Source organism: Arthrobacter sp. D1-17, assembly GCF_054130535.1.
In genome coordinates this window covers 1,905,115-1,918,124 of sequence record NZ_CP096382.1, presented here as the reverse complement: position 1 = coordinate 1,918,124, position 13,010 = coordinate 1,905,115, and the positions used below count along the sequence as shown (strand labels likewise).

Sequence of the window (13,010 nt, the reverse complement as noted above, 5' to 3'; positions counted from 1 at the left end):
GACTTCTCGACCCGGCGGTTATCCGTTCCGAGCTGACCATCAGTCAACCACCCGGGTCAGACATCCGGTCCCCAGTGGCAGCGGACGGCTTCGGATTCCCTATCAGGCGTTGAAGTAGGCCTTGAGGTCGTCGACGCGGTCCAGGCGCTCCCACGTGAAGTCGGGATCGTCGCGGCCGAAGTGGCCGTGCGCCGCCGTCTTGGCGTAGATGGGACGCTTGAGGTCCAGGGCGTCGATGATGGCCCTCGGGCGGAGGTCGAAGATCTCCGCGATTGCGGCGCTGATCTTGGCCGGGTCCACGGTCTCAGTGCCGAAAGTCTCCACGTAGGTACCCACGGGGCGGGCCTGGCCGATCGCATAGGCGATTTGGATCTCCGCCCGCTTTGCCAGCCCTGCGGCCACGACATTCTTCGCCACCCATCGCATCGCGTAGGCAGCAGAACGGTCCACCTTCGAGGGATCCTTGCCAGAGAAGGCTCCGCCGCCGTGGCGGGCCATGCCCCCGTAGGTGTCCACAATGATCTTGCGGCCGGTGAGGCCTGCGTCCCCCACCGGACCGCCGATGACAAAGGCGCCGGCAGGGTTGAGGATATTGGTGGTGCGGGAGATGTCGAGGTCTGCGGCGGCCAGCACGGGGTTGATCACGTGCGCTGCAAGGTCTGCGCGGAGCTGGTCGAGGCTGAAACCCTCGGCGTGCTGGCTGGAGATGACAATCGTCTCCACCGACACTGGACGGTCGCGGTCGTACCCGATGGTCGCCTGGGTCTTGCCGTCGGGACGGAGGTAAGACAGTTCCCCGCTCTTGCGGACCTCGGTGAGGCGCTCGGACAGCCGGTGCGCAATCCAGATGGGAGTCGGCATGTAGGACGGCGTCTCGTCGCTGGCGTAGCCGAACATGAGGCCCTGGTCGCCGGCGCCCTGGAGGTCGTAGTCGTCCTCCTGGCGACCTTCGCGTGCTTCCAGCGAATTGAAGACTCCGCCGGCGATGTCATTCGACTGCTGGCCAATGGAGACGGAAACGCCGCAGCGGGCTCCGTCGAAGCCGTTGGCAGACGAGTCATAGCCGATGCCGAGGATAGTCTCGCGCACGATCTGCGGAATCTCCACGTAGGCGTCCGTGGTCACCTCGCCGGCAACGTGGACCAGGCCGGTGGTGGCCATGGTCTCCACGGCGACGCGCGATTCCGGGTCCTTGTCCAGGAGGGCGTCAAGGATGGCATCGCTGATCTGGTCACAGATCTTGTCGGGGTGCCCTTCGGTGACCGACTCAGACGTGAAGAGCCGGAGCGAGGAGGGCGCGGACCCGTGGGATTCAGGAAAGTGCAGCGGTAAAGTCACTCAACTACCTTACTGGTTGGCAATCGGCGGGGCGGCAGCGTGTGTCCCCATGCTAAGGAGACGTTGCTTACGCCGGTCAGGTTCGCGGGAAGACCCTGCTCAGCTCGGCGCTGATCCGGTCGATGACTACGGCGGCGACGTCCTGCTTAGTGCCGGAGGCCGACTGGGGATCAGAACCGTCCCGGGACAGGATGACCACTGAATTACGGTCCTGGCCGAACACCTTGTCCGATCCCACGTGGTTGACCACCAGCAGGTCGCAGCCCTTGCGCTTGAGTTTGGCCTCGGCGTATTCGAGGACGTCGCCGTGCGCATCCCCCGTCTCGGCGGCAAAGCCCACCACGAGCTGGCTGGTTCCGCCGGCATCGCGGACTTCGACGAGCTCCTGCAAAATGTCAGGGTTCCGGACCAGGGTGATGACCGGGTCGGCGTGGCCGTCCCGCTTCTTGATTTTGGTGCCGGAGATGTCCGCGGGGCGGAAATCCGCCACAGCGGCGGCCATGATAACGACGTCGGAACCGGCTGCCGCTGTCAGCATGGCTTCCCGGAGTTGCAGGGCCGTTTCGACCTGCAGCACCTCGACGCCGGGGGGCGGGGGCACTTCCATGTGGGCGGCGACCAGGCGCACCTGCGCCCCGGCGTCACGGGCGGCGGCTGCCAGCGCAACACCCTGCTTTCCGGAGGACCGGTTGCCCAGGAAGCGTACCGGGTCCAGCGGTTCTCTGGTGCCGCCGGCACTGATGGTCACGATGCGGCCGGCGAGGGGGAAAACAGCCGCCTCGGGTGAGCCGGGCCCGGCATCGCGGAGGCCCTGGACCAGGGCCATGGCGGCATGGAAGATCGACTCCGGCTCGGGCAGCCGCCCGGGGCCGGAATCAGAGCCGGTCAATCTGCCGCTCGCCGGTTCCAGTACGGTTACCCCTCTGCTGCGGAGGGTTTCCACGTTGGCCTGGGTGGCGGCATGCTGCCACATCTCGGTGTGCATGGCGGGGGCGAACAGAACGGGTCCATTGGCCATCAGCAGCGTATTGGTGAGGAGATCGCTGGCCTGTCCCGTCGCAGCGCGCGCGAGGAGGTCGGCTGTAGCCGGAGCGACAACAATCAAATCTGCCTCATGCCCCAGCCGGACATGGTTCACCAGGTGGACATCGTCAAAGACGCTGTTGCTGACAGGGTTCCCGGAGAGGGCCTCCCAGGTGGCCACGCCGACAAATCGGGTAGCGGCCTCAGTGGGGATGACGGAGACGTCATGGCCGGCTTCAGTAAAAAGCCGGAGGAGCGACGCCACCTTGTAGGCGGCTATCCCTCCCCCGACTCCGAGGACTATGCGCACGTGATCTCCGTCAGCAGGCAGTCAGTTCAACTCTTCGAACGTTTACTCGGACGCCTCGATGGGCGTTGAAACGAGCTTGCCCTCGTTGATCTCGCGCAGGGCGATGGACAGCGACTTCTCGTTCAGCTTGGTGTCGACCAGCGGGCCGACGTACTCGAACAGGCCCTCGTGCAGCTGGGCGTAGTAAGCGTTGATCTGACGTGCTCGCTTGGCACCGAAGATCACCAGGCCGTACTTGGAATCGGCTGCCTGGAGCAGCGAGTCGATCGGCGGGTTGATGATGCCTTCAAGGTTCGTGGACACGAATTCTCCAAATTTCTAACGGGCTGATGCCTTGTGCGGTTAGCGCGGGTGCGGGGTCAGCCCCATGAGTGAAACAAGCTCGTCCGCTGCCCGGCGAACGTCGTCATTAATGACGGTGTGGTCGAACTCCGGTTCAGCAGCAAGTTCTACTTTACCGGTTTCCAGGCGGCGCTGCTGTTCCTCGGCGGATTCCGTGCCGCGGCCCACCAGGCGGCGCACCAATTCTTCCCAGCTCGGCGGTGCCAGGAACACGAACTGCGCATCCGGCAGGGCCTTCTTGACCTGGCGGGCTCCCTGCAGGTCGATCTCCAGCAGTACCGAGCGGCCCTCCGCGATGGCCTTGTTCACTGTGCTCTTCAGGGTGCCGTACGTGTTCTGCCCGTGCACCACGGCCCATTCCAGGAATTCACCGGCGGCCACCAGGGACTCGAACTCTTCCTTGGACTTGAAGTAGTAGTGCACTCCGTCGACCTCGCCGGGCCGCGGGGCGCGGGTGGTCGCCGAAACCGACAGCCAGACTTCCGGGTAGTTGTCCCGGATATAGGTGGACACGGTGCCTTTGCCAACAGCCGTAGGACCAGCGAGGACTGTCAGTCCGGGTTTCTTGCTCACATATTCCTTTAGGCGGTCTTCAGATGACTCTGTTCGGATGGATCTATTTCTCGTTCATAAAATCTACCAGCGCCCGGCGCTGGTGCACGCCCAGTCCCCGCACCCTCCGTGACGCGGCGATCCCCACAGCCTCCATGATGGCCGCCGCCCGGACCTTGCCGATGCCCGGCAGGGCCTCAAGCAGCTCGGAGACGCGCATGCGCGCAATCGCATCTTCCGTGCCGCCCGAATCCAGCACCTCCGCGATGGTCAGGTCCCCTGCCTTGAGTCTTTCCTTGGCCGTGGCCCTCGATGCCCTCGCTGCGGCGGCTTTCTTCAGCGCGTCAGCACGTTCCTGGGCTGACAAGGGTCGCAAGGTCACGGTGTTCCCCCTGGGTAGCCAACGGATCCACGGCCGGAGGTCTGGAGCAGCCGAGGACTTGTCCTGAACCTACTCCCCGGCGGCTGCAGAAATCAATGCAGAATCAGGGCCTGTTAGGACCGGAGCCCGTCCAGTGTGCGCGCGGCTGCGGCAGCCAGGTCTCGGACTCCGGGGCCTGTTTTGAGGATGTCCCTGCTGGACGTCCCCAGCACCTGTGGATAGGCGGCGCCGAAGGTCGTGCGCAGGTCCGCGGGCGTGGCGCCCTGGGCGCCGAGGCCCGGGGCCAGGATGGGTCCGCGAACGGCCCCCAGGTCCAGGCCAAGGTCGGCCAGGGCCGATCCCACTGTGGCACCGACCACCAGCCCCACGGACCCGAGGTTCCCCTGGTACCGGGCGTTTTCCCCGGCCGCGGCCTCGACAATCCTGCGGGCAACGGAATCGCGGCCGCCAACGTGCTGGACTGACGCACCTTCAGGGTTGGAGGTCAGGGCCAGGACGAAAACGCCCCGGCCGTATTCCGCCGCGAGGTCCAGTGCCGGACGGAGGGACTCAAAACCCAGGTACGGGCTCAGCGTCACCGAATCGGCAGCCAGGGACGAGCCGTCACGCAGCCAGGCGTCGGCGTAGGCAGCCATAGTGGAGCCAATGTCCCCGCGCTTCGCATCGGCGATGCTCAGCACTCCAGCATCGGCCGCCGCACCCAGGGTACGCTCCAGAGCCGCCATGCCCGCCGAGCCGTGGCGCTCATACAGCGCCACCTGCGGCTTGACCGCGGCAGCGAGGGAACCAACGGCCTCCAGGACGGTGAGCGAAAAGCGCTCCACGCCGGCGGCGTCGTCGTTCAGTCCCCAGGCCGCGAGCAGCGCAGGGTGCGGATCGATGCCAACGCACAGCGGACCGCGCTCAGCCATGGCCCGCTCCAGCCTGGAACCAAAAGAGTCCGAGCCGGAACGTAGGGCTGGGGCGTCAGGCGTAGCGGGAGCCTCAGCCATGCCAGGATGCCTTGAGGTTGGCGCCATGCTCCTGCAGGCTCGTAACGGACCACGCGTAGGTGCGCAGCGCTTCGATGGCCTGGACGGCAGCGTTGAACTCGGCCACCGTGGTGATGCAGGGGATACCGATGGACGTGGCGGCGGCGCGGAGCTCGTAGCCGTCGCTGCGGGCTTCGCCGCCGGAGGGGGTGTTGAACACCATGTCGATCTCGCCCGCGATGACGAGGTCGGCGATGGTGCCCTCCCCTTCGGCGCTGCTGCCCTCGGCCACCTTGCGCACCGGGGTCGCCTGGATTCCGTTGCGGCGCAGCACATCGGCTGTGCCGCCCGTGGAGACGATCTCGAAGCCGAGGTCGGAGAGCCGCTTGACGCCCATGATCACCGAACGCTTGTCGCGGTTGGCCACGGAGACGAAGATCTTGCCCTCGGTGGGCAGCGCGTTGTTCGCACCGGCCTGGCTCTTGGCGAAGGCGGTGTCGAAGTGCTTGTCGATGCCCATGACCTCGCCGGTGGAGCGCATTTCCGGTCCGAGCAGGGAGTCTACGACCTTGCCTTCCGGGGTGCGGAAGCGGCTGAACGGCAGGACCGCCTCCTTCACCGAGACAGGCGCGTCCAGCGGCAGCGTGGAGCCGTCGCCGGTCTCCGGAAGGATTTTGTAGGCGCTGCGGAGCTGGTGGATGGTGACTCCGGTGCCGATCAGGGCGGCAGCCTTCGCCATCTGCACGCCGGTCGCCTTGGAGACGAACGGCACGGTGCGGGAGGCGCGGGGGTTGGCTTCCAGGACATACAGCACATCCGAGGCCAGGGCGAACTGGATGTTGATCAGGCCGCGGACGCCGACGCCTTCAGCGATGGCGCGGGTGGCGGTGCGGACGCGCTCCAGCACATTGCTGCCCAGGGTGATCGGGGGCAGCACGCAGGCGGAGTCGCCGGAGTGGATGCCGGCTTCCTCGATGTGCTCCATGATGCCGCCGAGGTACAGGTCCTTGCCGTCGAACAGGGCGTCGACGTCGATCTCCACCGCGTCCTCAAGGAACCGGTCGATCAGCACGGGGTGGTCCGGCGTGATCTCCGTGGCGTTGGCGATGTAGCGGGACAGGTTGGCTTCGTCGTAGACGATCTCCATGCCGCGGCCGCCCAGGACATAGGACGGCCGGACCAGCACCGGGTAGCCGATTTCGTCCGCGATCTTCTTGGCGTCCTCGAAGGACACGGCGGTGCCGTTCTTCGGGGAAACAAGCCCTGCTTCATCCAGCACACGGGCAAAGGCGCCGCGGTGCTCGGCAAGGTCGATCGCTTCCGGGCTGGTGCCGAGGATGGGAACGCCGGCATCGGCGAGCTGCTGGGCCAGCTTCAGCGGGGTCTGGCCGCCGAGCTGGACGAACACGCCCATGACGCCGCCGGTGCGCTCCTCGGCGGCGATGACCTCGAGGACGTCCTCCAGGGTCAGCGGCTCGAAGTACAGCCGGGTGGAGACGTCGTAGTCGGTGGAGACGGTTTCCGGGTTGCAGTTGACCATGACGGTCTCGTAACCGGCCTTGCGCAGCGCCATGGAGGCGTGGACGCAGGAGTAGTCGAACTCGATGCCCTGGCCGATACGGTTGGGACCGGAGCCGAGGATCAGGATGGACGGCTTGGAGTGCAGCGCCACCTCGTCCTCCTCGTCGTAGGAGGAGTAGTGGTAGGGGGTGTAGGCGGCGAATTCCGCGGCGCAGGTGTCAACCGTTTTGTAGACCGGCCGGATCCCGAGCGCCTGCCGGACGCCGCGGACCACAGCTTCCGGGTTGTGCGTCAGGGCGCCGATCTGCTCGTCAGAGAAGCCGTGGCGCTTGGCGCGCTGCAGCATGTCCTGGGTAAGGGCGCCGGACTTGCGGATCTCGCCGGAGATCTCGTTGAGCAGCTGGAGCTGGTCCAGGAACCAGGGGTCGATGCCGGTGGCTTCGTGGAGCTCCTCCACGGTGGCGCCGCCGAGCAGCGCCCGCTGCACCTGGTGCAGGCGTTCGGTGGTGGGGCGCTTCGCCTGCTCGACCAGCTCCGGTACTTCCCACTCGGGGACGGGGCTGAAGTCCAGCTGCGAGCCCTTCTGCTCCAGGGACCGGAGCGCCTTCTGCAGCGCCTCGGTGAAGTTGCGGCCCATGGCCATGGCCTCGCCGACGGACTTCATGGTGGTGGTCAGCGTTGGGTCCGCCGCCGGGAACTTCTCGAACGCGAAGCGCGGCACCTTGACAACCACGTAGTCCAGCGTCGGTTCGAAGGACGCGGGCGTCTTCTGCGTGATGTCGTTGGGGATCTCGTCCAGGGTGTAACCGAGCGAGAGCTTGGTGGCGATCTTGGCAATGGCGAACCCGGTGGCCTTGGAGGCCAGGGCCGAGGAGCGCGAGACGCGGGGGTTCATCTCGATGACCACCACGCGGCCGGTCTTGGGATCGATGGCGAACTGGATGTTGCAGCCGCCGGTGTCGACGCCGACCTCGCGGATCACGGCGATCGAGACGTCGCGCAGCTTCTGGTACTCACGGTCGGTGAGGGTCAGCGCCGGGGCCACCGTGATGGAGTCGCCGGTGTGCACGCCGACCGGGTCGAAGTTCTCGATGGAGCAGACCACCACGACGTTGTCGTTCTTGTCGCGCATCATCTCGAGCTCGTATTCCTTCCAGCCGAGGATGCTCTCTTCGAGCAGCACCTCGCTGGTGGGACTGTACTGCAGGCCCTGGCCGACGATGCGGATGAGATCTTCCTCGTTGTAGGCCAGGCCGGAGCCCAGGCCGCCCATGGTGAAGGAGGGGCGGACCACCATCGGGTAGCCGAGGTCGTCTGCTGCCTTCAGGGCCTCGTCCATGGTGTGGATGATGTGGCTGCGGGCAGATTCTGCGCCGCAGCGCTCAACGACGCCCTTGAACTTCTCACGGTCTTCGCCAAGTTCGATGGCGGCGATGTTCGCACCGATCAGCTCCACGTTGTACTTCTCCAGCACGCCGTTCTTGTCCAGCGCGATGGCGGTGTTCAGTGCCGTCTGGCCACCCAGGGTCGGCAGCACGGCGTCGGGGCGCTCCTTGGCGATGATCTTCTCGACCACCTCGGGCGTGATCGGCTCGATGTACGTGGCGTCCGCGAACTCAGGGTCCGTCATGATGGTGGCCGGGTTGGAGTTGACGAGGATGACGCGCAGGCCTTCGTCCTTGAGGACGCGGAGCGCCTGGGTGCCGGAGTAGTCGAACTCGGCCGCCTGGCCGATCACGATCGGGCCGGACCCGATGACCAGGACGCTCTTAAGGTCAGTTCTCTTAGGCATTACTTCTTGTCCTCAGTCTTGTTGTCAGTCTTGTGCGGCGCGGCGGCGCGATCGATCGGATTGTGCACAGAATCCACGGGTTCCTTTGACAGGTTGGCGGTGCGGCCGTCGGTGATTGACCTAGAGTCTTCCATCAGTGCAATGAAGCGGTCGAACAGGTACGCGGCGTCGTGCGGGCCGGCGGCCGCCTCCGGGTGGTACTGGACCGAGAACGCCGGGATGTCCAGGCACGCGAGTCCTTCGACGACGTCGTCGTTCAGGCTGATGTGGCTCACTTCCACCCGGCCGAACCGCTCCTCCGGCGCCGTGGTGGGGCCGTCGAGGGGGGCGTCCACGGCGAAGCCGTGGTTCTGCGAGGTGATTTCCACTTTGCCGGTGCGTCGGTCCATGACCGGCTGGTTAATGCCGCGGTGGCCGTACTTCAGCTTGTACGTGCCGAAGCCGAGTGCGCGGCCCAGGATCTGGTTGCCGAAGCAGATGCCGAAGTAGGGCAGCTTGTCGTCCAGAACGGAGCGCAGCAGCTTAACCTGGTTGTCGGCCGTGGCCGGGTCACCGGGACCGTTGGACATGAAGAAGCCGTCCGGGTTGAGCGCCTTGACGTCCTCCATCGTGGCGGTGGCAGGCAGCACGTGGACGCGCACGCCGCGTTCGGCGAAGCGGACCGGCGTCATGGCCTTAATGCCGAGGTCGATCGCGGCGATGCTGAACCGGGGCTCACCGTCCCAGCCGTGGTCCTTGGGCTCCACGACGTAGGCTTCGTCGATGCTGACTTCCTCAGCCAGCCGGGCGCCTTCCATGGGGGCGCTGGCGAGGACCGCCTCGAGCAGCTCCTTTTCGGTGGCCTCTGCGGCTGCGCCGGAGAAGATACCGGCGCGCATGGTCTTGTGCTCACGCAGGTGGCGGGTGATGGCGCGGGTGTCCACGCCCTGGATGCCCACGATCCCCTGCTCCTCGAGCTCCTCGTCCAGGGAACGCTCCGAACGCCAGTTGGACGGGCGGCGGGCCGCATCACGGACGATGTAGCCTGCCACCCAGATGCGGCGGGACTCGGCGTCCTCGCTGTTGACTCCGGTGTTGCCAATGTGCGGCGCCGTCTGGACCACCAGCTGGCGGGCGTAGGACGGGTCGGTGATGGTTTCCTGGTAGCCGGTCATTCCGGTCGCGAAGACCGCTTCACCGAGGGCAGTGCCTTGGGCGCCGTAGCTCCGGCCGCGGAAGATGCGGCCGTCTTCGAGCACGAGGGCCGCGGGGGTGGAAGGTGCCGTCTTGGGCGCCGTCTCTGTGTTTGCTGTCACTTCGGTTTCCGTCACTGTATTACTTTCCACTATGGGCATCTGCCTGCGGGCCTGCGGAGATTAATTCCTGAAGTTTTTGGTGGAGGGCCGGCTTGTCGGCCGCCCGGCGGGTGCGGAACCCGGTGTCGAGCTGGTGCGTCCCGAGGGTCCAGCTCAGGACCAGCAGCCCGTCCTTCTCGACGAACTTGCCGGCCATGCCGCTGTCCTGGCGGACGCCTGCCAGCGAGGCTGCCGGGATGAACAGCGGGCCGGCGCCGGACCTGTCCAACAGGACGCCTTCCGGATGGACGGTGAGCTGCGCATTGGTGCGGATCCCGAGGCCGTGTACCGCGATCCTGTCCAGCCAGTCCCCGGCAGTGGTGGTCGCCACGTACTGGCCTTCAGCCGCCAGCAGCGGTCCGCCGAGTTCGGGCACGGCAGGCAGCGCGGCGATGTCCGCCTGCCGCCGCAGCCGGTTTCGCCAGCCAAGGCCAAGGAGGACAAAGACGACGGCAATGATGGCCAGCATCGCCAGTCCGGGAAGAACTTTGTCCATCAGGCAGTGGCCGCCCTACCGACTCGAGTACCGGCTGCTACGGCATCAGACGGGTAGCGGTACGGGGTGTTGAGGCTGCCGTCCAGGACGGTGGGGTGGCCCTTGAAGAAGGTCGCCCGCACCTTGCCCGGAAGTTCCATGCCGCGGAACGGCGAGTTGCGGCCCATGGTTGCCATGGCGGAGGGGTCCACAGTCCAGCGCGCTGCCGGGTCTACAAGGATGAGGTTGGCGGGTTCGCCTTCCTCGAGCGGTCGGCCCTGGTCGGTCAGCCGGCCGATGGCGGCAGGCGCTGTGGACGTGGCCCGGGCGAAATCGGCCCATGTCATGAGGCCGGTCTCGATCATGGCGTGCTGCACCACGGAGAGGGCGGTTTCCAGTCCGGTCATACCCATGGCGGCCTGGGCCCACTCGCATTCCTTGTGCTCGCTGGGGTGCGGGGCGTGGTCGGTGCCGACGACATCGATGGTGCCGTCCGCGAGGGCCTCGCGCAGGGCCTGGACATCCGCGTCGGTGCGCAGCGGCGGATTGACCTTGTACACGGGGTCGTAGCTGCGGACCAGTTCGTCTGTCAGCAGCAGGTGATGCGGCGTCACCTCGGCGGTGACGTTGATTCCGCGGCCCTTGGCCCAGCGGATGATCTCGACGGACCCGGCGGTGGAGACGTGGCAGACGTGCAGCCGTGAGCCGACGTGCTGGGCGAGCAGGACATCGCGGGCGATGATGCTTTCCTCGGCGACGGCTGGCCATCCGGCCAGGCCCAGGACGGCGGAGACCTCGCCTTCATTCATCTGGGCGCCGGCGGTGAGGCGGGGTTCCTGTGCGTGCTGTGCGACGACGCCGTCAAACGCCTTGACGTACTCCAGCGCCCGGCGCATCAGGACGGGGTCGTGGACGCAGATGCCGTCGTCGGAGAAAACGCGGACGCGGGCACGGGAATCCGCCATGGCGCCGAGTTCCGCCAGCTGCTCCCCCGCGAGGCCGACTGTGACCGCTCCTACCGGGCGGACGTCGACCCAGCCGGCAGCGCGGCCGAGGCTGTGCACCTGTTCCACCACGCCGGCGGTGTCGGCAACGGGGGTGCTGTTGGCCATGGCGTGGACCGCGGTGAAGCCGCCCAGCGCTGCTGCCCTGGTTCCGGTTTCGACCGTCTCGGCGTCTTCACGGCCCGGTTCGCGGAGGTGCGTGTGCACATCGACCATGCCGGGCAGCGCGATCAGGCCGTCGGCGTCGATGATGGTGGCGCCGTCGGCTGCGTCTGTTGTGGACAGATCCGTTCCGCGCGCGGCGATGATGCCGTCGCGGATGAGGAGATCCGCGGCGTCATCGCCTAGGATTGCCGCACCGCGGATGAGGTACGTGGTTTGCTCAGCCATTATTTGCTCTCCTTCAGGGTGGCAGCTGGTTCGCGGGTGTCCCCGGAGAGCAGCAGATACAGGGCGGCCATACGGACGGACACACCGTTCCGGACCTGTGCCAGCACAGTGGAACGGGGTGAGTCCGCGGCGGCGGCGGATATTTCCAGGCCGCGGTTCATGGGGCCGGGGTGCATGATGATGGTGTCTTTGAGCCCCAGGCTGTCCAAGGCCTGGAGGCGGGTGTCATCGAAACCCCAGCGGCGTGAGTATTCGCGGGTGGTGGGGAAGAACGACGCGTTCATCCGTTCGCCCTGGACACGGAGCATCATGACGGCGTCAACGCCCCGCTCAAGGGTTTCGTCCATGTTGTAGCTGACCTTGCAGGGCCACTTTTCGACGCCGATCGGCAGCAGGGTGGGCGGCGCCACGAGGGTGACCTCAGCGCCGAGGGTCCGGAGCAGCCAGACGTTGGAGCGGGCGACGCGGGAGTGCAGGACGTCACCGGCGATAGCCACCCGCATGCCCTTGAGGTCCGCTCCCGAAGACGGCAGGCCGGAAAGCTTCGTCCAGTGCCGGCGCATGGTGAACGCATCCAGCAGGGCCTGGGTGGGGTGCTCGTGCGTCCCGTCGCCGGCGTTGATGACGGCGGCATCGATCCAGTCCGTCGCCGCGAGCCGGTGCGGTGCGCCGGAGGCCCAGTGGCGGATCACGACGGCGTCCGCACCCATCGCGGACAGTGTCTGGGCTGTGTCTTTGAGGGACTCCCCCTTGGACACCGATGACCCCTTGGCGGCGAAGTTGATGACGTCGGCGGATAGCCGCTTGGCGGCCGCCTCGAAGGAGATGCGGGTGCGGGTGGAGTCCTCGAAGAAGAGATTCACCACCGTGCGGCCGCGCAGCGCAGGGAGTTTCTTGACCTCGCGCTCGCCCACTGCCGACATTTCCTCGGCGGTGTCAAGGATGCGGACGGCGTTGGCCAGAGTCAGGTCTTCGGTGGAGAGCAGGTGCTTCATGCGCCGGCCTCGATAACCACCTCATTGACGGGCTGCCCGTCAATGACGTCGGTTTCCTCGAGGCGGACCCTGACTTTTTCCGAGGAGGAGGTGGGGAGGTTCTTGCCGACGTGGTCGGCACGGATGGGCAGCTCGCGGTGCCCGCGGTCAACCAGCACGGCGAGGCGCACGATCCGGGGTCGGCCAAGATCCACGAGGGCATCGAGGGCGGCGCGGATGGTACGGCCGGAGTACAGGACGTCGTCGATCAGGACTACAACTTTGTTGTCGATGCCGGTCAGCGGCAGCTGGGTGCGGTGCGGCGGCCTGGTCGGCTGGTGCGAGAGGTCGTCGCGGAACATGGTGACGTCCAACTGGCCGACAATCGCGGAAGCATCAACCGCACTGTCCGCGGCGGCAATCTTTTGGGCGAGCCGGACTGCCAGCGGGTAACCGCGGCGGGGAATTCCCAGCAGCACCAGGTCCTGGGAGCCCTTGTTGGCCTCGAGAATCTCGTGGGCGATACGAGTGAGTGCACGGTCTATGTCCGCCTGGTTGAGTACAACCCTGGCCGGAACCGGTGCCTGCGTGACAGGTGTCAT

12 protein-coding genes are annotated in these 13,010 nt (G+C 66.5%); all 12 read right to left on the bottom strand.

What is annotated here, in order from left to right; translation table 11 throughout:
- Positions 1-102: 102 nt before the first annotated feature.
- Positions 103-1,338, bottom strand: a complete 1,236-nt coding sequence (metK, locus tag M1E01_RS09045; protein WP_457974690.1) for a methionine adenosyltransferase — start codon at positions 1,336-1,338, stop codon at positions 103-105.
- A gap of 76 nt (positions 1,339-1,414) precedes the next feature.
- Complete coding sequence (coaBC, locus tag M1E01_RS09040) at positions 1,415-2,671, bottom strand: bifunctional phosphopantothenoylcysteine decarboxylase/phosphopantothenate--cysteine ligase CoaBC (protein WP_457974689.1); 1,257 nt, start codon at positions 2,669-2,671, stop codon at positions 1,415-1,417.
- A 42-nt stretch (positions 2,672-2,713) separates the two neighbouring features.
- Entirely contained in the window at positions 2,714-2,974 is a 261-nt protein-coding gene (gene rpoZ, locus M1E01_RS09035; RefSeq protein ID WP_400480083.1) for a DNA-directed RNA polymerase subunit omega, read from the bottom strand.
- Positions 2,975-3,013: 39 nt separating this feature from the next.
- Positions 3,014-3,586 carry a guanylate kinase gene (gmk, locus tag M1E01_RS09030; protein WP_457974688.1) on the bottom strand — a complete coding sequence of 191 codons (573 nt, stop codon included), beginning with the start codon at positions 3,584-3,586 and terminating at the stop codon, positions 3,014-3,016.
- A gap of 43 nt (positions 3,587-3,629) precedes the next feature.
- Positions 3,630-3,947 carry an integration host factor, actinobacterial type gene (gene mihF, locus M1E01_RS09025; protein ID WP_457974687.1) on the bottom strand — a complete coding sequence of 106 codons (318 nt, stop codon included), beginning with the start codon at positions 3,945-3,947 and terminating at the stop codon, positions 3,630-3,632.
- 113 nt (positions 3,948-4,060) lie between these two features.
- Positions 4,061-4,858, bottom strand: coding sequence for an orotidine-5'-phosphate decarboxylase (gene pyrF / locus M1E01_RS09020; protein WP_457974686.1), 798 nt, complete (start codon positions 4,856-4,858; stop codon positions 4,061-4,063).
- Between the two features lie 73 nt (positions 4,859-4,931).
- Positions 4,932-8,231, bottom strand: a complete 3,300-nt coding sequence (carB, locus tag M1E01_RS09015) for a carbamoyl-phosphate synthase large subunit (protein ID WP_457974685.1) — start codon at positions 8,229-8,231, stop codon at positions 4,932-4,934.
- The gene (carA, locus tag M1E01_RS09010) at positions 8,231-9,565 is read right to left on the bottom strand and encodes a glutamine-hydrolyzing carbamoyl-phosphate synthase small subunit (protein ID WP_457974684.1); all 1,335 of its coding nucleotides are present in this window, start codon (positions 9,563-9,565) and stop codon (positions 8,231-8,233) included. Before carA ends, carB begins: the two co-directional genes overlap by 1 nt.
- On the bottom strand, positions 9,546-10,061 hold the full coding sequence (locus tag M1E01_RS09005; RefSeq protein WP_457974683.1) for a PH-like domain-containing protein: 516 nt from the start codon (positions 10,059-10,061) through the stop codon (positions 9,546-9,548). The genes carA and M1E01_RS09005 overlap by 20 nt, the downstream gene beginning before the upstream one ends.
- On the bottom strand, positions 10,061-11,434 hold the full coding sequence (locus tag M1E01_RS09000; protein WP_457974682.1) for a dihydroorotase: 1,374 nt from the start codon (positions 11,432-11,434) through the stop codon (positions 10,061-10,063). Before M1E01_RS09000 ends, M1E01_RS09005 begins: the two co-directional genes overlap by 1 nt.
- On the bottom strand, positions 11,434-12,429 hold the full coding sequence (locus tag M1E01_RS08995) for an aspartate carbamoyltransferase catalytic subunit (RefSeq protein ID WP_457974681.1): 996 nt from the start codon (positions 12,427-12,429) through the stop codon (positions 11,434-11,436). The genes M1E01_RS09000 and M1E01_RS08995 overlap by 1 nt, the downstream gene beginning before the upstream one ends.
- Positions 12,426-13,010, bottom strand: a complete 585-nt coding sequence (gene pyrR / locus M1E01_RS08990; RefSeq protein ID WP_457974680.1) for a bifunctional pyr operon transcriptional regulator/uracil phosphoribosyltransferase PyrR — start codon at positions 13,008-13,010, stop codon at positions 12,426-12,428. The genes M1E01_RS08995 and pyrR overlap by 4 nt, the downstream gene beginning before the upstream one ends.

What these genes read in the sequence shown, in the direction of transcription:
- M1E01_RS09000 (WP_457974682.1), bottom strand. Translation starts at nt 11,434, where the DNA reads ATGGCTGAGCAAACCACGTACCTCATCCGCGGTGCGGCAATCCTAGGC.
- pyrF (WP_457974686.1), bottom strand. Translation starts at nt 4,858, where the DNA reads ATGGCTGAGCGCGGTCCGCTGTGCGTTGGCATCGATCCGCACCCTGCG.
- M1E01_RS08995 (WP_457974681.1), bottom strand. Translation starts at nt 12,429, where the DNA reads ATGAAGCACCTGCTCTCCACCGAAGACCTGACTCTGGCCAACGCCGTC.
- carA (WP_457974684.1), bottom strand. Translation starts at nt 9,565, where the DNA reads ATGCCCATAGTGGAAAGTAATACAGTGACGGAAACCGAAGTGACAGCA.
- M1E01_RS09005 (WP_457974683.1), bottom strand. Translation starts at nt 10,061, where the DNA reads ATGGACAAAGTTCTTCCCGGACTGGCGATGCTGGCCATCATTGCCGTC.
- pyrR (WP_457974680.1), bottom strand. Translation starts at nt 13,010, where the DNA reads ATGACACCTGTCACGCAGGCACCGGTTCCGGCCAGGGTTGTACTCAAC.
- carB (WP_457974685.1), bottom strand. Translation starts at nt 8,231, where the DNA reads ATGCCTAAGAGAACTGACCTTAAGAGCGTCCTGGTCATCGGGTCCGGC.